Annotated in this window: 17 protein-coding genes and 2 tRNA genes; 6 read left to right on the top strand and 13 right to left on the bottom strand. The window is 70.2% G+C overall.

Annotated features, from left to right (window positions below; all coding sequences use genetic code 11):
- The first annotated feature begins 21 nt into the window (after positions 1 to 21).
- Genes ASG53_RS15050 through ASG53_RS15035 form a run of 4 tightly spaced genes read left to right on the top strand, consistent with a single transcriptional unit; the run spans position 22 to position 4,911 of the window.
- The gene (locus ASG53_RS15050; protein ID WP_056135189.1) at positions 22 to 1,122 is read left to right on the top strand and encodes an LLM class flavin-dependent oxidoreductase; all 1,101 of its coding nucleotides are present in this window, start codon (positions 22 to 24) and stop codon (positions 1,120 to 1,122) included.
- Positions 1,119 to 2,126: a cysteine hydrolase family protein gene (locus ASG53_RS15045; RefSeq protein ID WP_268793437.1), complete on the top strand. Its 1,008-nt coding sequence runs from the start codon at positions 1,119 to 1,121 to the stop codon at positions 2,124 to 2,126. Before ASG53_RS15050 ends, ASG53_RS15045 begins: the two co-directional genes overlap by 4 nt.
- Positions 2,126 to 3,463, top strand: a complete 1,338-nt coding sequence (locus tag ASG53_RS15040) for an NtaA/DmoA family FMN-dependent monooxygenase (protein ID WP_056135186.1) — start codon at positions 2,126 to 2,128, stop codon at positions 3,461 to 3,463. Before ASG53_RS15045 ends, ASG53_RS15040 begins: the two co-directional genes overlap by 1 nt.
- The gene (locus tag ASG53_RS15035) at positions 3,460 to 4,911 is read left to right on the top strand and encodes an MFS transporter (protein ID WP_056135184.1); all 1,452 of its coding nucleotides are present in this window, start codon (positions 3,460 to 3,462) and stop codon (positions 4,909 to 4,911) included. The genes ASG53_RS15040 and ASG53_RS15035 overlap by 4 nt, the downstream gene beginning before the upstream one ends.
- On the opposite strand, the gene ASG53_RS15030 is transcribed toward ASG53_RS15035, so the two are convergent.
- The 11 genes from ASG53_RS15030 to ASG53_RS14980 form a co-directional block, all read right to left on the bottom strand.
- Positions 4,900 to 5,478, bottom strand: coding sequence for a hypothetical protein (locus ASG53_RS15030; protein WP_056135181.1), 579 nt, complete (start codon positions 5,476 to 5,478; stop codon positions 4,900 to 4,902). The two genes, ASG53_RS15035 and ASG53_RS15030, sit on opposite strands and share 12 nt — an antisense overlap.
- Positions 5,457 to 6,686 (bottom strand): hypothetical protein, encoded by a 1,230-nt coding sequence (locus ASG53_RS15025; protein WP_056135178.1) that lies wholly within the window; start codon positions 6,684 to 6,686, stop codon positions 5,457 to 5,459. The genes ASG53_RS15030 and ASG53_RS15025 overlap by 22 nt, the downstream gene beginning before the upstream one ends.
- Positions 6,687 to 6,694: 8 nt before the next feature.
- Positions 6,695 to 7,372, bottom strand: coding sequence for an ABC transporter ATP-binding protein (locus ASG53_RS15020; RefSeq protein WP_056135175.1), 678 nt, complete (start codon positions 7,370 to 7,372; stop codon positions 6,695 to 6,697).
- Between the two features lie 887 nt (positions 7,373 to 8,259).
- Positions 8,260 to 8,348, bottom strand: a tRNA-Ser gene (locus tag ASG53_RS15015).
- Positions 8,349 to 8,545: 197 nt separating this feature from the next.
- Positions 8,546 to 9,808, bottom strand: coding sequence for a threonine/serine ThrE exporter family protein (locus tag ASG53_RS15010; protein ID WP_056135174.1), 1,263 nt, complete (start codon positions 9,806 to 9,808; stop codon positions 8,546 to 8,548).
- 84 nt (positions 9,809 to 9,892) lie between these two features.
- A complete protein-coding gene (locus ASG53_RS15005; protein WP_156382835.1) occupies positions 9,893 to 10,507 on the bottom strand; it encodes a hypothetical protein in 615 nt (204 codons plus the stop codon).
- A gap of 673 nt (positions 10,508 to 11,180) precedes the next feature.
- Positions 11,181 to 11,267, bottom strand: a tRNA-Ser gene (locus ASG53_RS15000).
- Positions 11,268 to 11,538: 271 nt separating this feature from the next.
- Entirely contained in the window at positions 11,539 to 12,150 is a 612-nt protein-coding gene (locus ASG53_RS14995) for a GTP-binding protein (RefSeq protein ID WP_056135167.1), read from the bottom strand.
- The gene (locus ASG53_RS14990) at positions 12,131 to 12,541 is read right to left on the bottom strand and encodes a DUF742 domain-containing protein (RefSeq protein WP_179914317.1); all 411 of its coding nucleotides are present in this window, start codon (positions 12,539 to 12,541) and stop codon (positions 12,131 to 12,133) included. Before ASG53_RS14990 ends, ASG53_RS14995 begins: the two co-directional genes overlap by 20 nt.
- Positions 12,542 to 12,548: 7 nt before the next feature.
- Positions 12,549 to 12,998: a roadblock/LC7 domain-containing protein gene (locus tag ASG53_RS14985; protein WP_056135162.1), complete on the bottom strand. Its 450-nt coding sequence runs from the start codon at positions 12,996 to 12,998 to the stop codon at positions 12,549 to 12,551.
- A gap of 37 nt (positions 12,999 to 13,035) precedes the next feature.
- Positions 13,036 to 17,109, bottom strand: coding sequence for a sensor histidine kinase (locus tag ASG53_RS14980; RefSeq protein WP_056135160.1), 4,074 nt, complete (start codon positions 17,107 to 17,109; stop codon positions 13,036 to 13,038).
- A gap of 220 nt (positions 17,110 to 17,329) precedes the next feature.
- Here ASG53_RS14980 and ASG53_RS14975 point away from each other — a divergent pair, with 220 nt between their 5' ends.
- Both ASG53_RS14975 and ASG53_RS14970 read left to right on the top strand, forming a co-directional pair.
- Positions 17,330 to 18,328: an NAD(P)H-quinone oxidoreductase gene (locus tag ASG53_RS14975; RefSeq protein ID WP_056135159.1), complete on the top strand. Its 999-nt coding sequence runs from the start codon at positions 17,330 to 17,332 to the stop codon at positions 18,326 to 18,328.
- 316 nt (positions 18,329 to 18,644) lie between these two features.
- Complete coding sequence (locus ASG53_RS14970) at positions 18,645 to 19,181, top strand: proteasome activator (RefSeq protein WP_082544165.1); 537 nt, start codon at positions 18,645 to 18,647, stop codon at positions 19,179 to 19,181.
- A 91-nt stretch (positions 19,182 to 19,272) separates the two neighbouring features.
- Here ASG53_RS14970 and ASG53_RS14965 read toward each other — a convergent pair whose 3' ends face one another.
- Positions 19,273 to 20,223: a carbohydrate ABC transporter permease gene (locus ASG53_RS14965; RefSeq protein WP_056135156.1), complete on the bottom strand. Its 951-nt coding sequence runs from the start codon at positions 20,221 to 20,223 to the stop codon at positions 19,273 to 19,275.
- Positions 20,220 to 21,209: a carbohydrate ABC transporter permease gene (locus tag ASG53_RS14960; RefSeq protein WP_056135153.1), complete on the bottom strand. Its 990-nt coding sequence runs from the start codon at positions 21,207 to 21,209 to the stop codon at positions 20,220 to 20,222. The genes ASG53_RS14965 and ASG53_RS14960 overlap by 4 nt, the downstream gene beginning before the upstream one ends.
- Positions 21,210 to 21,266: the final 57 nt, after the last annotated feature.

The following is a 21,266-nucleotide window of genomic DNA, read 5'->3' as shown; positions in this document are numbered from 1 at the left end:
ACCGCACGACGAAGGACCACCATGACGACGACAGACGCCACCACCAGCACCCCGACCTCAGGCCCCGAGCTCGGCATCTTCCTGCCGATCGGCAACGGCGGCTGGATCATGTCCGAGACCGCACCCCACCCACAGGCCACCTACGACTACAACCGGAAGGCCGCGGTCCTCGCGGAGGAGGCCGGGCTCGACTTCATCATGTCGATGGGCAAGTGGCGCGGCTACGGCGGCACGACCGACCACTGGGGTCGCACCCTCGAGTCCGTGTCGATGATGTCCGGGCTGGCCGAGGCCACGAGCCGCGTGAAGATCTGGGCGACCATCCACACCAACCTGTTCCACCCGGCCATCGCCGCGAAGATGTACACGACCATGCAGCAGATCAGCGGCGGTCGCGCCGGCATGAACATCGTCGTGGGGGCCTACGCGCAGGAGTTCTCGCAGATGGGTCTGTGGGACGAGGACCTCGACCACGCTGCCCGGTACAGGTACACCGAGGAATGGACGAGCGTCCTGGAGCGCCTGTGGTCCGAAGACTCGGTGACCCACCACGGCGAGTTCTTCGACCTCGACGACTGCCAGTCCCGCCCGCACCCCGAGGTGCGCCCGACACTCATCAGCGCGGGCCGCTCCCCGGCCGGTGTCGACTTCCAGGCGCGGCACTGCGACGGGTCCTTCCTCACGGCCGACGACCTGCCCGGGCTGCGGAAGGTCTCCGACCAGGTCAAGGCCGCCGCTGCCGAGAACGGCCGCTCGATCAAGACGTACTCGATGTGCACGGTCGTGCTCGGCGAGACCGACGCCGAGGCCGAGGCGAAGCGCCGCGAGTACGGGCGCGGGGCCGACATCGAGGCCATCGTCAACATGAAGACCTCGTGGGGTCTGCCGCTCGACAAGGCGATGTCCATGACGGCCGCCGCCCCCGAGGACGAGGCCTTCCAGACCGCGGTGGTGCACGGCTCGCCCGAGACGGTGTCGGAGCGCATCGCCGAGCTCGTCGAGGAGACCGGCATCGACGGGCTGATGATGATCTTCCCCGACTACCACGCCGACCTCCCCGTCTTCGGCGAGACCGTCCTGCCGCTGCTGCGGCCGGCATCGGTGCTGGAGGGTGTCGCGTGAGCGCGAAGCAGCACGCGCACGCGCCCCAGGCGCAGCGCGACGCCGCGGCTCTGCGCGCGGCCGCCGCACCGGGTGAGGCCGCGGCCCCGAGCGATGCCGAGACCCTGGGTGAGGCCGCGGCCCCGCCCAGCGCTGCAGCCACGGGCGAGTCAGGTCTGCTCGACGGGACGACGCAGGCAGAGGAGACCACCCTCGTCGACGTCGAGGGCACGGTGCACCCGCTGCCCGGGCCGCTCGGCGAGGGCGCACTGCTCGTGGTCGACGTCCAGCGGTCCTTCGCCGACCCGGCCTACCTGCCGTGGCTCGACGAGGCCGGGCTCGAGGCGGTCGACGCCGCCGTGACGCGCACGGCGTGGCTCGTGGACCAGGCCCGGGCCTCCGGGGTCCCGGTCGTCTGGGTCGCGCTCGAGCAGCTGCCCGACTCACCCTGGCGCACGTCGCTGTGGCTGCGCGGCCTCGAGGAGGGCACGTGGCCCGTCCCCGACGAGCCGTGCGTGCTCGGCACCCCGGGGGCCGAGTGGTTCCGCGTCGGACCGCTCCCGGGCGAGACCGTCGTCCCCAAGCGCCGGTATTCCGGCTTCCTCGGGACGGGTCTGGAAGCCCACCTCCGAGAGACCGGGGTGACCTGGGTGGTCGCCGCCGGGCTCACGAGCGAGTGCTGCGTCGACGGGACCGTCCGTGACGCCTTCCAGCTCGGCTTCCGCGCCGTCATGACCTCGGACGCGACCACCGCCTACGACGCCCAGACCCACACCCACGCACTGTCCGTGCTCGCCCAGAACGCGGCTGTCGTCGCGACGTCGGCGAGCGTCGCCGCCGCGTGGACGCACGCCGCGGCAGCCGCTGCGGGGTCCGTCCCGCCGTCTGCCACGACGCCGTCCGCACCACCGTCGGCAGCACCTGTAGCACCATCCACCGCACAGCCCACCGCACCGCCGTCCGCCACAGCACCGTCGCCCTCGACAGTGGCCGTCGCCGAGCCGATCCCCGCCGGGAGGCCCTGATGACCACCATGAAGCTCGCCTTCGACATCTCCTTCACGCACACCGAGGGCAAGTGGGCCGCGCCCGGGTCCTGGGTGGGCGCGGACTACCCCGACGTCGGGATGTTCACCGAGCTGGCCGTCGCGGCTGAGCGCGGCGGCATCGACATGCTGTTCTTCGGCGACGGCACGGGCATCCCGGACACCTGGGAGCAGTCGATGGACGCCGCGATCCGCTACGGAATCCAGTGGCCGCGGCAGGACATGAGCCCCTTCATCGCGGCGATGGCTCAGGCCACGACGCACATCGGCTTCGGCCTGACGTACTCCTCGACCTACATGCACCCCTTCTACACGGCGCGTCTGCTCAACTCCCTCGACCACGTGACCAAGGGCCGGCTGGCCTTCAACGTCGTCGCCTCGGGCCGTCTGGCCGACGCCGCCAACTACGGCTTCGACGGGCTCATGGACCACGACCAGCGCTACGAGCGGATGGAAGAGTTCGTCTCCGTCTGCAAGGCGCTGTGGGACTCGGTCGAGCCCGACGCGATCCTGCGCGACCGCAGCACCGGGCAGTTCGCCGACCCGTCCAAGGTGCACAGGGTGGACCACCACGGCGAGCACTTCGACGTGGCAGGGCCGCTGCCATCGGTGCCCAGCCCGCAGGGCCACCCGGTCCTCGTGCAGGCCGGGGCGTCGCCGCGCGGCATCGCCGCGAGCGCCTCCTTCGCCGACGTCGTCTTCGGTCTCGGCGGGCACCTGCCCTCGCAGGTCAAGCACCGCGCAGCCCTGGACGCCGCGCTCGTCGAGGCGGGACGTCGTCCGGAGGACGTCGGCATCCTCTGGGCCACCCAGGTGGTCCTCGGGCGGACCGCAGCCGAGGCCGCGGCCCGCAAGGAGGAGATGGCGACGATGCTCATGGACGACGACGCCGTCGGGGCGTACCTGTCCTACAACTCGGGCTTCGACTTCTCCGTGCTGCCCGAGAAGTTCACGCTCGCGGAGGTCGCCGCGCAGATCGCCGGCGCACAGGCCACCCAGTCCGGGTTCGTGCAGCGCCTCATCGCGCGGCGCGGCGACGACGGGGTGCTCACCCGCACCGAGTTCTTCGAGGAGGGCTGGAAGTACGCGACAGGCTACGAGCAGACCATCGCGGGCACGGCCGAGCAGGTGGCCGACGAGCTCGAGGAGCAGTTCCTCGCGACGGGATCCAACGGCGGGTTCATGATCTGCAACCCGCAGTCCATGCCGTCTTCGCTCTACGAGGTCACCGACCTGCTCGTCCCCGAGCTCCGCCGCCGCGGACTGGTCAGCGACACGTACGCGGGCACGACCCTGCGCGAGAACCTGCTCGCGTGAGCACCGTCCGGGGTCTGGCAGCGGTCGCCGAGGAGGCGCGACCTGCTCGGCGACCGCTCCCGCCCCGGCTGCGCCGGCAGATCGTCATCGCCTGCTGCCTCGTGGCGAGCGCCCAGATCACCTGGGGTGCGATCGTCCCTGCCCTCCCCCGCTACGGCGACATGTTCTCGGTGTCGTCCTTCCTGCTCGGCGCGATCGTCGCGGCCTTCGGCGTCGGGCGGCTGCTGGTCAACATCCCGGCTGGGCTGCTGGCCGACAGGTTCGGCCCGCGGCGGCTGCTGCTCGGGGCACTCGTGGGGCTGGTGGTGGTCACCGTGCTCACGGCCTTCGCGCCGACGCTGGCGGTGTTGCTGGTTGCCCGCTTCCTCGCGGGGGTGCTCGGCGGGTCGGTCGTGACCATCGGCCTCGCCGTCGTCACGGCCAGAGCCCCCGCCGACGCCCGCGGGACCGTGCTGGCCACAGCCCAGGCCGTCCAGCTCGCCGGCGGCGCGATGGGCCCCGTCGTCGGCGGGCTCGTCCTGGACCGCTGGGGGCTGCACGCGGTGTTCTTCGCCGCCGCAGTCCCGGCCGTCGCGTGCCTGGTCTGGACGCTGCTGCAGCCGGACAGAGATTTCTGGGGAAAGGTACCTGCCGCCTCCATCCCTGCCTCACCCCCCTCCCCAGCACCCCCCGCCGCCCTAGCCACCCATGGTGCCGCCACCACAGTCCACCAGCGCAGCGACCTCGTGACTTCGGAGCGAGATCGTGACGTAGAAGGACCGATCTCGCTCCGAAGTCACGATCTCGACCGCCTCGACCGCCTCGACCCGGAACAGGACTCCGGGACAGCGGCAGGGGCAGCGACCGCCGGACCGGTCAGCGGTCGCCGCCGCGTCGCGACGGACCTCGCCGCCTTCGTCGGGCTCAACGTGGTCGGCTTCGCGGTGTTCGTCATCCGCTTCGGTGGGGAGCAGTCGCTCGTGCCGATCCTCGGCGACCGCGTCGGCATGACCTCCACGCAGCTGGGCCTGTCGATCGGCGTCATCACCCTCGTCTCGCTCGGCCTGCTGCCGCTGCTCGCCCGGCTGCTCGACGCCGGGTGGCGCCGTCGCCTGCTCGTCCCCGGGATGCTCGTCGCCGCCGTGGCGATCGCCCTCTACCCCGTCGCCGACAGCCCGCTCGCCTTCAGCGCGGTCGTCATCGCCGCAGGCGTAGGAGCCGCTGTGGGCGGCATCGTCCCGGGTGTCGTCCTCGCCGAGGTCGCGGCGCCCGGCCGCCAGGGCGCAGCGATGGGCATCTTCCGCTCGACCGGCGACCTCGGCGCCGTCGTCGGCCCGCTCGCCCTCGGCCTCGCCCTGGACCACTGGGGGGCTGGGGCTGCGAGCCTGTCGCTCGCCGCAGTGGCCGGGGTGTCAGCAGCGGCGTACCTGGCGCTGGTGCGGAGCCGGAAGTCGTCTTCAGGCGTCTGAGGTCCTCGACCGCCTCGGTGCTCCACGGACTCCTACGACCAGCATCGTGATCAGCACCGCACCGCCCCACAGACCGAAGGCCACGTGCCCGAGAGCCGTCGCCACGGGCGCTCCTGGCGCGGAGTCGACCAGCATCATCGTGAACCCCAGAGCCAGGACGACGGCCCAGGCGAGGTGCCCCGTGAAGACGATGGCGAGCAGACCAGCGCAGAGCAGCGCGAGGAAGAACGACGTGTCGGTCCCCGCACCGGACACCCCGACGGCAGACGGTGCGTACGCGAGCGAGGCGAGCCCGACGGTTCCCAGAGGCCGCACCCACTGGAGCGTCCGCTCACGCACGAGGGACGGCGTGAGATCTGTGAAGACGGGGTACAGAGGAGTGATCGCGACCACGACGGCCACGACAGCCACCAGCAGACGAACCGGGACCGTCTCTTGGAGGAAGGGCAGCTGGACGAAGGTCGCCCGGCTCAGGAAGCCGACGAGCCCTGTCGCGAGGGCTACGACGAGACAGGTGTCCCATCTGTGCGCCTTGAGGGCCGGCCTCAGTCCGAGACGTAGGTCCACGAGCCTGCTGCACCTCCGTCGCACGTCTGGAGCGCCTCCATCGCGCGCTGCGCACCGTCAGCATCAGCCGGAGAGCCTCCACCCTCGCCTGAGAGACGGTCGACGATCCAGGTCGCGAGCGATCCTTGCGCGTCGAGCAGGTCGTTCGGAGGGGTGTCTCCGTAGTACGCAGCGCACACCGAGGGGGTGGCGATCGTCAGAGCGACGTCCCACGGAGCCAGGTGCCCGTCATCAGTCACCTCGGAAGGACTCAGGCTGAGCATCCCCACACCTCCGGGCGGGATCATGATGTCGCCACGCGGGTAGTCGTACCTGTCTCTGAGGGGAACACCGTCCTCGGACAAGAGCTGTCCAGCGGACTGGAGATCCTCAGCAGCGACCGCGTACAGCGCAGCACCCTCCCCGGGGCCGCAGACCTCGGGCGAGGAGCCGACACACACCTCAGGGCTCGCACTGGGCTGCATGGTCCGCAACACAGGACTGAGGGTGTTCAGGTAGACGAGCGAACCGACCAGGGCGACCCCCAAGACGGCGGCACCGACCGACACGAAGGCATTCGTCGGAGCTGTCGATCGCCTCACCATCGCCCACGCAAGGGCTGCGACGAGGGCAGCCGCAAGGACCAGCACGACGGCTATCGTGCGGTCTTGGGTGATGCCGATGAGCGGCGCCGTGGCGCCCCCCGCCGTCATGAAGCCTTGGAGGCCGAAGACGTTGGCACCGATCGGCAGCAGGTAGCAGACGACCGCCGCGACCGGCGCTGCCGCGACGCTCCTCAACGTCGCGCCGGTCAGCGCACCGATGCAGACGCACGCGAGCATCACGAGCAGACCTTGGACGATCGTCCACCAGGGGATCGGCCCCGCTGCATCGTTGCTCGACGCCATGGCGAGAGCGACCCCGAGTCCCGAGAGCCAGGCGAGGACCGCGAGGAGCCAAGCCGCGAGCGCGAGCGCGAAGATCCCGGCTGTGCCGCGACGCGTGCTGGCTGCCAGCTCCCGCATCGTCGAGGTCTGACGACGCCAGACGTCGAAGGCGACCAGACCTGCGGCCAGGGGACCTAGGAGGATCGTGCACGCAGTCGCCCAGCTGACCGCCTGGCTCCGCTCCCAGGACCACCCCGAGCGGCTGAAGAGCACCAAGAACACGATGACGAGCATCGCGGGGAACGCGAGGAGAGCGCTCGAGCGACGGATCCACAGTCTCACCGGGAGCGTCATCGGGCGACCCCCGACCGTGTGGCCAGGACCGCGAGGAATCCCGCCTCGGCAGCCCGCGGGGCGCTCGGGTCAGGTGCGCGGTCGCAGAGGTCTGGAAGAGTGCCGTCGAAGACGATCGTCCCGGCGTCGAGCACGAGGACCCGATCGGCAAGATCGCTGACGTCCTCCATCACGTGCGAGCTCAGCACGACGGCAGCGTCGAGCTCGCGGAGCCGGTCGACCATGATCCGGCGCTGCTCAGGGTCAAGTCCTGTGCTCGGCTCGTCGAGGAGCAGGATGCTCGGATCCATCGCGACGGCCTGCGCCAGACCGACGCGCCTCAGCATCCCCCCGGAGAGCTCCCGGATCTTGGAGCCCGCGCGATCAGCCAGCTCGACCGTCTCGAGCGCGCGCTCCGCACGCGTCCGCGCGTCACCTGCTCGCGCGCCACGCATCCACGTGAGGTACTCGACGACCTCGCGGACCGTCATGTTCCCCGGGAACGACGCTGTCTGGGGCATGAGCGCGACGGCCTGGAGCGCGTGCCGCCGAGTCCGACGTCCGTAGATCGACTTCCCGTCGACCAGCACCGACCCTGACGTCGGCGAGAGGCCACCCGCCGCGACGTTCATGAACGTGCTCTTCCCGGCACCGTTGACGCCGATCAGAGCCGTCACCTCACGTCGGATCTCCACAGACACCTCACGAAGGGCATCGCGCCCTCGGTAGCTGTGCGAGACACCCGTCAGGGTCAGTACTGGTCCAGTCATGTCAGCAGACCTCAGATCCCCGAGAGACGGTCAGACGAGCATACGTCCGGACGAAGGCTGGCATCCTCACAGACCTTGGAACGGGCAGTGGCACCGGCGAATCCCTGGTAGCTGTAGAGCGACGTCTGCTGCATCGAGGCCCAGGTCGAGCCCGTACGGCGACCCGTCTGCCCAGAAGCCTGGCTCTTCGAGTTGTAGGCGTACGTCTCCTGGAAGACGCCACGACCGTTGCTCACGGGGTCTTTGAGCTTCGCGTCAGTCTTAACATAGGCGAACCCTGAGCGGTAGATGGACCCTGCCCCATCTCCCACCGAAGCCCCTCCGGAGATTGCCGACTGGGGAGCGCCGGTCGTCGCGAAAGTCCAGGCGGAAGCTCCAGTCGCCCCGACAGCCACCATTCCGACAACCGTCGCCGTCACCGCAATAGACCGACGAACGCGATTTGACAAAGTGCGCATCATTTCTGATCTCCGTTCACGAGCTGTCTCAGCCCGATCCGATGTCCCGCGCAGTCGGATGGCTACGCGAGTGGCGAAGGCAAGCCCAGCACGTGCGTAGCGACCCCCCGCTGCTGAGAACTTATGCCCCGACCGGCCCATACGCAAGTATCGATAGGAAAAGCGCAGGACCAACGACTGGAGTTAAGGCGCTTTCGGTGAGAGCGCATACATGGAAGGTCCAGAATGTGAGAAATCCGCATGGGCTCCCACCCCAGAGGATCAGCGCGCTCTCAGCCGATCATAAGGGCGTGGATTCGCAGGCACGCAAAAGCCCCGGCAGAGTCACTCTGCCGGGGCTTCAGTAAAAATATGCGGAGACGGAGGGATTCGAACCCTCGAACGGGTTGCCCCGTTACCACCTTAGCAGGGTGGCGCACTAGACCTGGCTATGCGACGTCTCCTCACCGAGTCACCCCGGCGCTGTGCCCGCTGAGCACGTGATCCTCTGCGGGCTGTGCAAGGCTACCTGCCCAGACGCCCTGGGAGCAAAACGTCGCCCGAGTGCCCGAGACTGCCACCCCGGACGGACCGTCGCCGGGCGACCAGCAGGCAGGCACGCACGCACGCACGCACGCAGCCAAGCGGGCAGGCCACCCCCTTAGTGCGGCGCCCGCCCCCACGACGTGTCCGTCACCGTCCGCGCCACCGTCAGCCCGATCGCGAGGGCGACCACCACGAAGGACGCCTGCACCCCGAACGCGAGCGCGTCGACGGTCTCGCCCGCGTTGAGGAAGTACACGGCCCTGTACGCCGACGCCCCCGGCACCATGATGACCACGGCTGGCACGCACAGCGTCAGACGGGGGACCCGCATCCGCGGAGCCACGATGTTGGCCGCGACTCCGACCACCAACCCGGCCGCCGCCGCAGCGCCCTGCGCGATCATCCCGGCGTCGAGGAGCTCGAGCCGGATGACGTTCGCGACCATGCCGATCCCCGCAGCGGCGAAGACCACCCGCCACGGGCTGTTGAACAGCACCGCGAAGCCGAGCACGCCGAGGGCGCTCGCGAGCAGGCGCAGCACGAGCAGCTGCCCGTCACCGAGGTCGAGCGGACCAGCAGGGTTCGGCGTCAGCCCCATGACAGCCGAGACACCCCACACGCTGAGCGCTGCGGACATCATGATCATCAGCGCATAGGCCAGCCTGGACAGCCCCGCCGTGAAGTCGAGGCGCGAGAGGTCGAGCGCCGCGGTGATGAGCGGGAACCCCGGCACGAGGAACAAGACCGCGGAGATGTACCCGCTCTCATGGATCGAGTCGACGGCCCCCGCGACGAACAGCAGGTTGACGATCCCCAGGTAGACCACGCTCGCGACAGCCGCGGCGACCATGGTCACGCCGAGCTGGTTGTAGCCCCGGTGGATCAGCAGGCGCCGCGTGAGCTGGCCGAGGCTGGCGCCCACCAGGACGACGAGGACCTCGACGAGACCACCGTTGTTGAGGAAGGCGAAGGCCGCACAGGCCACGCCTGTGAAGAAGGCGTTGGCGAAGGTGCCGTAGCGCAACGGCGTCTGCTCGATCTCGTCGAGACGCTCGGCCACCTCCTCGGCGGTGACACCCGGTTCGAGGGACGAGCAGAGCCGTTCGAGCTGGACCATGCGGTTCGCGTTCACCCCGATGGTCGGGCTGCGCGTCACCTCGGTCCGGAAGATCGGCCCGCGCCGCGAGGTCGCGACGATCTCGTTGACTGTCACCTGCGCCTCGACGCTGTCGAGCCCGAGGGCGCGGCCCACCTGCGCCATCGCGATCCGCACCCGATAGCTGCCACCGCCCGAGGCGAGCAGCATCCGCCCGACTCGGAGCACGACACCGGACTGCCGGATGAGTCCGACAGGTTCGAGCTCGTCTTCTAGGGGCACCGGAGGAGTCACGGTGTCATCATCGCCCGTGCCTCGGCGCGCACGGGGGACGTGGGTCCCGTTTTGCCGCCGGGGTGGCGGTTGTCACTGGGTGGGGCGCTGCGCGTCGGCGTGCACCCGGGAGACCTCCGCCGCGAGCTGGTCGACGCTCACAGCCGTCGCTGCGAGAGACCGGACGGTCACGAGGCTCAGGCTCCTGTACCCGGTCCCCTCGACGCGGGCACGAGACAGGACGTAGAACTCCCACTGCCGCGTGTCGAGCACGTCGAAGACGTCATGGGAGGTGGCGGTCTGCACCGCGAAGACGTAGACGTCAGCGTTGTAGCCCCGTTCCCCCGCGTAGGTCCCGGCAGCCTCGTCGAGCAGCCTGGCGCTGAGCCCGCTGAAGACGATCCGGGAGAGCCGCTGCTGTGACCATGCCTGCAGGTACGCGCCGCACTTCACCTCGATGCGGATCCCGTCGGGGGTCACGACGTCGTACGGGTCCCACTCCACCCGCCCAGGAGCGGTGGACCCGACGGCCCTGCTCACGATGAACTCCGCCATGACTCCGCGCAGCGTGTTCGTGCGGAGCTCCGACATGCCCCACCGCCAGAAGTCGAGGACCGTCGTGTCGCCGAGGCCGATCACGGGTTCGTCTCCGACGAGCGGCCGTCCGGCTGGGACGGGACCTATCGGGTCCTCGAGATGTTCTGCCACGTCCCGAGCCTAGGACAGGCCTTCCCATACCTGTGCAGACCATCACTCGTCAGCAAGCAGCTCTAGAGCCTGGCCTCCGCCTGCCCTGAGCTGCGCTAGAACACGGTCGACAAGGGCCTCAAGCTCGCTAGCGAGTTGCCTCACTGCCATGTGTACATCTGACCCGCCTGAGGGGAGAGTGGAAGAGCGGTGGCCTCACACCTGCAGCACCTCTACGAAGTGGACTCAACGATGGCAACGGACAGCCGGAGATCCACCAAGGCGATCGTCGCACTTGGTGCCACATCCGTAGCGATGGCCACCCTGGCACTTCTTGCATGGTCCACTCTTGGGCCTCAAGGTCAGCTCGACTGCACAGTGGCGACGAATGTCGACACCGAGAGAGCCGTCGTCGAGTCGATGCCAAACTGCGCACCGTAGCTTCCGACGCCCCCTCCGTGCTCACGCCCACCACCACGAGCCGAGACGACTTCCCCACTCCTCCGGGTCCGCTAGGTGGACCTGTCGGACGCACGAGCACCACTCAGCATGGCCGGCGCTAGCCAATCGCTAGTGATCTGCTGGCCCAGGGACTGCTCGCGAGAGCCGAGAGCCGCCCCTGCCGAGCACAGGGTGCTGACACGAGAACAGCCCCTGACCCGGCGCTCTTCCCAGGTCAGGGGCTGTTCTGCTGCGGAGGCGGAGGGATTTGAACCCACGGTCGGCTTTCACCGACTCCAGTTTTCAAGACTGGTGCATTAGGCCGCTCTGCCACACCTCCTCGCATCCTGCTGCGCGTCACCCTGGGGTGCACGCGCCGTCAGACGCACTGGACATCCTGCCACGAGACCCGCGCCGAACCGAACTCCCCACGCGCACCCAGAGCGTCGACCGCACCGAGGTCGCCCTCAGGGGACCGAGGTCGTACGGACACGCCAGAACACCCCAAGATCAGGGACGATCCGGCGTGTCCGGACGACCTCGCCGCACGACGGGCGACCTCGCGGCCGAGGGGGGATCGGCCGCGAGGTCAGTCTGGTCGAGCAGCTGGGTCAGGCGGCCCGGATCTGCTGCATGGCGTGCTGCACGAGCGCGATGAGCGACTGCTTGGTCGCCGCGCGCGAGCGGGCGTCCGTGTAGAGCATCGGCACGTGAACAGGGATCTGGAGCGCCTCGCGGACGTCCTCCAACCGGTGCTTGGCCACCCCGTCGAAGCAGTTGACGCCCACCACGAAGGGGATTCCACGCGACTCGAAGTAGTCGACTGCCGGGAAGCACTGCTCCAGGCGGTCGGTGTCGACGAGCACCACGGCGCCGATCGCGCCACGCACCAGGTCGTCCCACATGAACAGGAAGCGGTCCTGGCCCGGCGTGCCGAAGAGGTACAGCCACAGCGAGCCCGGGAGCTCGATGCGCCCGAAGTCCATCGCGACAGTCGTGGTCGTCTTGCGGTCGGACACGCCGCCGGCGTCGTCCACGCCGACCGAGTGCTCGGTCATCGCGGCCTCGGTGTTGAGAGGCTCGATGTCGGAGATCGACCCGATGAACGTCGTCTTGCCGACGGCGAACCCGCCTGCGACCACGATCTTGACGACCGTGGGCGCTCCGACGGGCTTGCTCACAGCGGTGGCCTCGGCCGGTCCGCTAGAGGGCTGAAATACCATTGAGAACACTCTCCAACACACTCAGGGACAGGGCCGGGTTCTGGCCGTGACCGGTGTGAACATTGACTGGCGTAGACGTGTGGATGGTCAGGTAGCCGTCTTCGGCGAGGTCCGCGATGAGGATGCGGACCACCCCGAGGGGCATCCGCAGGAGCGCGGACACCTCGGCGATCGACACGTACGTGCTGGCGGCGTGGCTGAGGATCGCCCGCTTCTCGGGCGGCAGGCCACGGCTGTCGACAGCCCCCGGGAGCACCTCGATGAGGGTCTCGAGGGGCAGGTTCGACGTCGCCGACCGCACACGACCACCGGTCACGGCGTAGGGCCGCACCGTCGCGGCCTCGAAGTGCTCGCCGTCCATGGAGTGCGAGCTCGACCGTCTGTTCATCATGGCAACCTCATCCGACCGGGGCGCGGACGGCTCCGTCGACCGGCAGGCTGCTGCGCATCTCGGTGATGAGCTGAGGCGTCAGCGTCGCCTCGGTCCGAGAGACCAGCATCGCCATCTCGTAGCCGATCAGACCGACGTCGCACGTCGAGTCCGCGACAGCCGCGAGGACAGAGCCGTTGGACACGTTCATGAGGAACAGGAAGCCGTTGTCCATCTCGATGATGGACTGACGGACCGCACCTCCGTTGAGCTGGCGGGAGGCCCCGCGGGTCAGGCTCGACATGCCGGACACGATCGCGGCGAGCTGGTCGCCGCTGGTCCGGTCCAGGTTGTCGGACATGGCCATGAGCAGGCCGTCGGCCGACACGACCAGGGTGTGACGGGTGCCAGGAACTGTCCTGACGAAGTTGTCCAGCAACCAACCGAAGTTCGTCGCCTCGGTGCTGAGAGCGCTCACGCTTCCTCCTTCTCGATGCCTCAGTGGCGAAAGACCATCAACGCGGCTGGGGCGCCGAGTCTGGGACGTACTGCGTGCCGAGGCCGCCGGCGGGTGCCGGTGCCTCCGCGGTGGGGCCGTCGGCCTCGGGTGCCTGGCGACCACGCGAGGTGGCCGACTGGAACGCCGAGAGCCTGGAGCGAAGCTCGGCCGCGTCGCGGCTGATCTTCTGGGACGCGAGGTCGTCGGTGGATTCCGCGACCTCTCCACGGGTACGGCGGGTCAGCCCGCCGCCCTGTGAGGTTTCGACCGCCGCAGGGCGGTAGGAGGACAGCTGGCTCAGCTCGGCCAGCGCCTGCTCCTGGATGTTCGACCGCATGGCGAGCATCGAGGACATGTCCGAGCTGATCTGCCCGGGGGGCGTCCAGCTGTCGCCCGACCCGGCGATCTTGCCGAGCTCGGCGAGCGCGGTGTCCGGGACAGGAGCAGGGTTCCAGGAGCCGCTCGCCAGGTCCGGCAGCGTGCTGCCCGACGGTGACGGGGCCGGTGCCCACGCGACAGGCTCCGCCACGGGCGCGGTCGCCAGCACGGGGGCGGGCTCGGGCAGGAAGAGGGGCTGGACAGGGGCCGCGACGGGCTCGGCCGGCGCGAAGGAGGCCGGACCTGTCCGCGTGACCGGCATGACCGGCCGCGGTGCGACGGCGGCAGGAACCTCGTCGACCTCGTCCTCACGCTTCTTCTTGCGACCGAAGAGGCTGCGGCGCACGGGCGCCTCGCGCTGCTTGGTCGACCGCCGGGTCGGCGCGTCAGCGACGACGTCGGCGAAGCTCGGCAGCGCTGCTCCGGTACCCCATGCTGCTGCGGGCTCGACGGCCGGAGCCACCGCGGCCTGCGCTGCCGCGGCAGCAGGAGCCTGGACGACCGGGGCCTCAGCGACGACCGGCTCAGGCTCGACGACCTGCTCGGCAGGTGCAGAGAACACCGACGACGCGGGCTCAGGCTCGACCAGCGCGCGGCGGGCCGCCCGGGTCGTGAGCGCGGGCGTCGCCGCTACGGGTGCGGGTGCGGCCTCGAAGGTCTGCTCCGGCGCGGAGGGCTCCTCGGCCAGGGCTGCCGTGGGGAGCGCGCTGTACGCCGTCTCGGGCTCCCACAGGGCGGCCGGCTCGACGACGGGATCGGGCGCGACGACGGGTTCGGGCTCGAAGACCGGCTGGGGTTCGTACGCCGGCAGGGGCTCGTAGGCCGGCAGCGGCTCGAAGGCCTCGGCCGGCGCGTAGGCAGGCTCGGGCTCGAAGTCGGGGAGGGGCTGGTAGGCACCCGTCGGGTCGTAGGTCGCCGTCGGCTCGAAGGCGGCGGCAGGCTCGGAGGCCGCGGCGGGCTCGAACGCAGCGGCGGGCTCGAAGGCCTCAGCAGTCTCGTAGACAGCCGAGGGCTCGTAGGCAGCAGCAGGCTCGAACGCCTGCGACGGCTGGAAGGCCCCGGCGTGACCCGCGACGGGCTCGTCCGCAGGGAACGGCTCGTCCAGCACCACGGCCGGTGCCCACGCGTCCTCGACGGCGGGAGCCGCAGGAGCCCAGGGCTCGTCGTCAGGCTCGAGCGCCGGCACCACGAGGGAGGGTTCCTGGACGGGCGCAGGCTCCGGCGTGCGCAGCCCGAGGCTGTCGAGTGCGGAGGTGCTCCACGTCGGCTCCTGGTCGTCCTCGACGAGAGCCGGGGGCGGCGAGGTCGCACCGCGCTCGGCGGCCACGGCGTCGAGGGCCGACGCCCCGTCCTCGAGAGCGTTGAGGGTCCGGAACCTGGAGAACATGGCGCTGCGTCGTCCGCCGTCGAGCAGCGGGGCGTCCTGGACGGGCTCGAGGACCGCCGGGCCAGCAGCCGAGGCTCCGCCCGGGGACCGGCTCGGCAGCGACGGCGGGAGCGCCTCGGCGAGGGTCTGCTCGGGGGCCCAGTCGACATCGGTCGACGCCGACAGCTCGACCTCGGGGTCCGCTGACTCGAGAGCCGGGAGCACGATCGAGTCGTCGGCCGGCGGCAGGTTCGCGGGCGCACCGGCGGCCGCGGCGTCAGGCAGCGCGGCACCGAGCGGCGTGGACGCACGACGACGAGGCATGCCGAGGGAGGTCGAGCCGTCGGTCAGCGCGTCGAGGTCGACGGGCTGGGCGGCCGGGGCGGCCTCGGGCGCGCTCCAGTCCTGGGTGGCCTGCTGCGTGGCGGGCACCAGCGGGTCCGTCGGCATCTGCAGGGGGACGTCGGACTCGTCGACGAACAGCGCGAGCGGCAGGGAGACCGTGACGACGGTCCCGGCGCTGCCGTCGACAGGGGCACCGAAGACCACGTGCGCACCGAGCCTGTCGGCGAGGCGCCCGACCACGAAGAGCCCGAGGCGCTGGACACCGATCACGTCGGAGGGCGAGCGCGAGGCGACCTTCTCGTTCGCGGTGGCGATGTCGGCGGCGCTCATGCCGAGCCCGTGGTCACGGACCTCGATGGTCACGAAGTGCTTGGTGCGGGTCGTGGTGACCTCGACGGCGGTGTTCGGCTCCGAGAACATCGTGGCGTTCTCGAGCAGCTCGGCGACGAGGTGCGCGGCGCTCAGCGCCGTGTGCCCGAGCATGAGCGGGTCGGACTCGAGGTTGAGCCGGACCCTGTCGTACAGCTCGATCTCGGACGAGGCCGTGCGCACCACGTCAGAGACGGGCATCGGCTGGCGGACACGGCGCCCCGAGTCGATCCCGGCGAGCACGAGCAGCGACTCGGAGTTGCGGCGCATGCGGGTCGCGAGGTGGTCGAGGCGGAACAGGTTCGCGAGGATGTTCGGGTCTTCCTCGGACCTCTCGAGGTCGTCGAGGAAGGCGAGCTGGCGGTTGAGCAGCACGTGGTCGCGGCGGGCCACGTTGACGAACATCTCGGCGATCGACCCGCGCAGCGCGGCCTGCTCACGGGCGACCTCGACGGTCGTGTGGTTGACGTCGTTGAAGGCGGCGGCGAGCTGGCCGACCTCGTCGTCGGACTCGACGGGGATCTCGGCGAGCGTGAAGTCCGGCATCTCGCCGGGGACCGCGCTCTGCTCGACGAGCTTCGGCAGCTGGTCGCGGACCTCGGTCGCGGCCTTCGTCAGGTGCTTGAGAGGCTCGGTGATGCGTCGGGCGATGAGCAGGGCGACGACCACGGAGGCGGCGACGGCGAGCATGGCCACGAGCACCGTGACGACGGCTGTCGTGCGGGCGGAGGCCGTCGACCTCGTGGCCGCGTCCGACGTGCGGGAGGCGAGGGTGTCGACGAGCGGCTCGAAGCGGTTGATCTCAGCCTGGACGGCGTCGGGCCACCGGGCCGCGAGGTCGGGTGTCACCGCGCTGAAGTCACCCGTCGCGAGGAGCCTGCGCAGACCTGCGTACTCCACGTTCGGCCGCGGGACCAGCAGTCCTTCGACGCCCAGGGCGCCGACGGCGCTGGTCGCCGTCGACCGGGCCGCGTTGGTGTCGGCCACGATCCCGGTCAGCGCGTAGACACGGTTGACGGCGAGCTTGCTGCGGGAGGCGTCGACGAGCGCAGCCTGCATCAGCGGGAGCTCGGCACCGAGCTGGTCGGCGGCGTCGAGCGAGGTGACGTACGCGGTGACGTCAGCCGCGAGCGGCCGGTCCGTCAGGGTCGCGGCGAGCGCGGAGAGGCCCGCAGGCAACCCTCGGATGAGCTCCGTGTAGCTGGTCGAGAGGTCGTCGGTGTCCGCAGAACCGCGCTTCTGCTCGTCGCGGATGATGACCAGCTCGAGCCTGTTCTCGCGCAGCGCCGTCTCGAGCGCCTCGCTGACCCGCGCGTCGAGCGCGCCGGTGTCGACGGCCTCGAAGGCCGTCGCGAGGTCGGCGAGGGCCGCGTCGGTGACCTTGCGGGCCGCGACGATCTTCGCGGTCGTCTCACCCCGCTCGGTGTTGACCGAGACCGTCCGCTCGTCCGACAGGGCCTGGGTCGCGGTCTCGATCGCGGGGCCGAGGTCGACGACGCCCTGCGCCTGCCCGGCGACCTTGGCGTCGTCGAAGGCAGCGAGGGAGAACATCGCGGCGGCGATGAACAGCACGAGGACAGGGACGGCGAGGGTCGCCAGGATCTTCCCTCGGACGCTCAGCTTGCGGAGCATCTGTACCCCTCCTCTTCCTCGGCTCGTGCGGTCTGGTGATCGGGTCTGCGGGGTGCGGGCCCGCCCGAGGAGACCTCGTCCGACACCCGCCGCATCGAGAGCATCGGCCCGAGCTGGCAGCACCTTGAGCGCCTTCGCGGAATTAACCCGCACGGCCCTCGTCAGGCGGCCGTGCGGCGCCGCCCGTGCCGGACCACCAGCGCGGTCGTACGCTGGGACGATGCGCGCAGTGATGATCGACGAGTTCGGCGGCCCCGAGGTGCTCACCTGGTGGGAGGTCCCGACCCCCGTCCCCGCGGCGGACGAGGTGCTCGTGCGGGTCGCGGCCGCCGGGGTCAACCGGGCCGACCTCCTCCAGCGCCAGGGCCACTACCCGCCGCCCGCGGGCGCACCCGACTGGCCGGGTCTCGAGGTGTCGGGGGTCGTCGAGGCGATCGGCGACCAGGTCGCCGGGTGGCAGGTCGGCCAGCGCGTCGCGGCCCTCGTCGACGGCGGCGGCTACGCGACGCACGTGACCGTCCCGGCCACCCAGCTCTTCACGGTCCCCGCGGGCATGACCCTCGTCGAGGCCGCGTCCCTGCCCGAGGCCGTGTGCACGGTCTGGAGCAACCTGGTGAGCACGGCCCACCTGGAGGCGGGCGAGACCCTGCTCGTGCACGGCGGAGCCGGCGGCGTGGGGACCATCGCCGTCCAGGTGGCCGTCGCCCTCGGTGCCCGCGTCCTCGTGACGGCCGGCTCCCAGGACCGCGTGGACGCCTGCGTCGCGCTCGGAGCCGCGGGCGGCTTCGTCTACAGGACGACCGACGGCTCCTCCTTCGCCGACGCCCTGCCGGACCTCGTGCGCGAGCACACCGACGGGCGGGGCGCCGACGTGGTGCTCGACGTGGTCGGCGCGGCCTACCTCGACGCGAACCTGCGCTCCCTCGCGACCGGAGGGCGGCTCGTGGTCATCGGCATGCAGCAGGGCAGCCGGGCCGAGCTCGACCTCGGACGCCTGCTCACCTCCCGTGCGAGCGTCTCGGGCACGACGCTGCGCGCCCGCCCGCGCAGCGAGAAGGCGAGCATCGTCGAGGCGGTCCGCGAGCACGTGTGGCCGATGCTCGAGGACGGCCGGGTCCGCACCGTGGTGCACGCCGAGGTCCCCATGCAGGAGGCGTCCCGCGCGCACGAGCTCATGGACTCCGGTGCCGTGCTGGGCAAGGTCCTGCTCGTCCCCTGAGCGTCCGGCCGGACTCCCTGCCGTACGACACAGGCACTCCCCCGCTGCGCACCCCGCGGCCGGCCGCCGCTGCACACCCAGCGGCTGGCCGTGTCTGCGCTCCCAGCAGCCGCCTGCTGCTCCCGCTGGCTCCCCGCCGTGCGCCCCGCCCGTTCTGGACGAGACTGGGAGCATGGCAGCGAACCAGAGCTCACCAGACCAGGGTGACCGGCCGGCCGGGAGTCACGGCCACGGCGGGGCGGCACCACGTGACGACAGCGCAGCACCGAAGCCGACCGAGCCTTCACGGGCTCACCGCGAGGCTCAGGGGCCCCAGGTGCCCCGCGACGAAGATGCCCGCGGCGTCGAGGTCCACCCGGCCCAGGCTGCCGCAGCGCCCGCAGCCCCCGAGGACGAGCGGACCCGGACGACGGTCATCCACGAGCCGGCGAAGATCCTGCGGATCGGCGAGATGATCAAGCGTCTCCTCGAGGAGGTACGCAGCGCACCCCTCGACGAGGCCGCCCGCGCGCGGCTGGCCGAGGTCCACGAGAGGTCCATCACCGAGCTCGAGGACGGACTCTCCCCCGACCTCGTGGCCGAGCTGCACCGCATCACGCTGCCCTTCACCGACGACGCCGTGCCCTCGGAGGCCGAGCTGCGCATCGCCCAGGCCCAGCTCGTCGGATGGCTCGAAGGCCTGTTCCACGGGCTGCAGACCGCGATGGTCGCCCAGCAGATGGCCGCCCAGGCACAGCTCCAGCAGATGCAGGCCGGGCAGCGGGTGCTCCCGCCAGGTCTTGCCGGCGAGGCCCCCCGGACAGCAGGGAGCCCGGGGCCGGACAGCCGTCCGACCCCGGGCCAGTACCTCTGACGCGCACCTGTCGCGTCTGCGACGCGCGTTGCGCGCCGTACGTCCAGAGCCATCGGGCCCGCCGCCCCTCCCCGGTGCAGCGGGCCCGCGCTCAGCCTTTGACGGACCCCGCGAGGAGTCCCCTCACAAAGTACCGCTGAAGTGCCAAGAACACGATCAGCGGGACGATCATCGACACGAATGCACCCGCTGAGAGCAGGTGCCACTGCGAGCCGCGGGTTCCCGCGAGCTCGGCGATGCGCACCGTGAGCGGGAAGGTGTTCGTGTTGCCGAAGGTCAGCGAGACGAGCAGGTCGTTCCACACCCACAAGAACTGGAAGATCGCGAAGGACGCGATCGCCGGGGTGAGGAGCGGCATGAGCACCTGGAAGAAGATCTTCACGTGCCCGGCACCGTCGACCCGCGCAGCCTCGACGAGCGACGGCGGGATGTCCTTCATGAAGTTGTGGAGCAGGAAGATCGCGAGCGGCAGCGCGAAGATCGAGTGCGACAGCCAGATCGACCAGAACGAGCCGTTGACACCCCACTGGACGTACTGCGAGAGCAGCGGGATCAGGGTCACCTGGATCGGCACGACCTGGAGCGCGAAGACCGCGACGAAGAGCAGGTTGCGTCCCTTGAAGTCGATCCACGCGAAGGCGTACGACGCGAGCAGCGCGAGCGAGATCGGGATGACCACGGCCGGCAGCGTGATGACCAGGGAGTTGATGAAGAAGGTCGCGAAGTTCGTCGACGACCCGAACAGCACCTCGGAGTAGTTCTCGAGGGTGAGCTGCGGGTCGCGCCACAGCGTCCACCAGCCCGAGGTCCGGATGTCCGCCCGGGGGCGGAAGGACGTGACGAGCAGACCGAAGGTCGGGATCGTCCACAGGATCGCGAGGACGATCGCGACGAAGGACGCCCACGGGGAGGTGAGACGGCCCTTGGCGGCGATCGCGCGCTTCTCCGCGCGGCTGAGCTTCTTGACCGACACGTTGGGCGTCGACTCGTCGCCGTCCCCCTTCTTGACCAGAGGGCCGACGGGGTTCACGGGGGCGCTCATCGGATCTCCTCGGTCATGCGGAGCTGGCGGACGTTGTAGATGACCAGCGGCACCACGAGGATGAAGAGGATCACCGCGAGAGCGGCACCGAGGCCCTGGTTACGGATCACGAAGCTCTGGTTGTAGAACTCGTTCGCGACGACCGAGGTGTCGAAGTTGCCGCCGGTCATGGTCCGGACGATGTCGAAGACCTTGAGCGTGCCCATGGCGATCGTCGTGATGACGACGATGAGTGCGGGCCGGATGCTCGGGATCGTGATGTAGCGGAACATGCCGAGGCCGTGCAGGCCGTCGAGACGGGCCGCCTCGACGATGTCGTCGGGGATGGCCTTGATCGCTGCCGACAGCACGGTCATCGAGAACCCGGCCTGGATCCAGATCATCACGACGATGAGGAAGAAGGTGTTGGCGGGCGCACCGAGCAAGAACTGCTGCGGCTCGAGCCCGATCCAGACGAGCAGCTGGTTGAGCGCACCGGTCTGGTTGACGCCTGGCTGGTCCGGCTTGTACTCGTAGACGAACTTCCAGATGATGCCGGCGCCGACCATCGAGATCGACATCGGCAGGAAGACGAGCGTCTTGGCGAGGTACTCGTAGCGGGTGCGGTCGACGAGCACCGCATAGACCAGGCCGACGAGCGTCGCGACGATCGGCACGAGGATCACCCACGCGAGGGTGTTCCGCAGGACCACCTGGAACTGTTCTTCGGTGAAGGCGGCGACGTAGTTGTCGAGACCGACGAACTCGGCGCCGTTCCTGTTGAACAGCGAGCCCCAGATGGTCCGGATCCCGGGGTACACGAGGCCGAAGCCGAGACCCAGGACTGCCGGGCCGAGGAACCCGACGGTGACGACCCACCCGGGGAGCTTCTTGGGGCGGTCGACCGCGAAGAGGATCGCCCCCATGACGACGACGAAGAGGACGATGGCGATCGCCATGAGCGCCAGCTTGTGCGGCGTCGACTCCGCGTTGATGAACCAGTCCATGCTCTACCTCCACGCCGGGGGGGGACTGCGTGGGCCGCACTGCCCAGGCAGGTCCGA

This window comes from Sanguibacter sp. Leaf3, assembly GCF_001425965.1.
In the GTDB taxonomy this organism is placed as follows: Bacteria; Actinomycetota; Actinomycetes; order Actinomycetales; family Cellulomonadaceae; genus Sanguibacter; species Sanguibacter inulinus.
This window is presented reverse-complemented; position numbering and strand designations above follow the sequence as displayed.

Coding starts and splice junctions, on each gene's coding strand:
- ASG53_RS14980 (WP_056135160.1), bottom strand. CDS start 17,109: ATGCTCCGCAAGCTGAGCGTCCGAGGGAAGATCCTGGCGACCCTCGCC.
- ASG53_RS14960 (WP_056135153.1), bottom strand. CDS start 21,209: ATGGACTGGTTCATCAACGCGGAGTCGACGCCGCACAAGCTGGCGCTC.
- ASG53_RS14975 (WP_056135159.1), top strand. CDS start 17,330: ATGCGCGCAGTGATGATCGACGAGTTCGGCGGCCCCGAGGTGCTCACC.
- ASG53_RS14965 (WP_056135156.1), bottom strand. CDS start 20,223: ATGAGCGCCCCCGTGAACCCCGTCGGCCCTCTGGTCAAGAAGGGGGAC.
- ASG53_RS14990 (WP_179914317.1), bottom strand. CDS start 12,541: ATGATGAACAGACGGTCGAGCTCGCACTCCATGGACGGCGAGCACTTC.
- ASG53_RS15050 (WP_056135189.1), top strand. CDS start 22: ATGACGACGACAGACGCCACCACCAGCACCCCGACCTCAGGCCCCGAG.
- ASG53_RS14995 (WP_056135167.1), bottom strand. CDS start 12,150: ATGGTATTTCAGCCCTCTAGCGGACCGGCCGAGGCCACCGCTGTGAGC.
- ASG53_RS15040 (WP_056135186.1), top strand. CDS start 2,126: ATGACCACCATGAAGCTCGCCTTCGACATCTCCTTCACGCACACCGAG.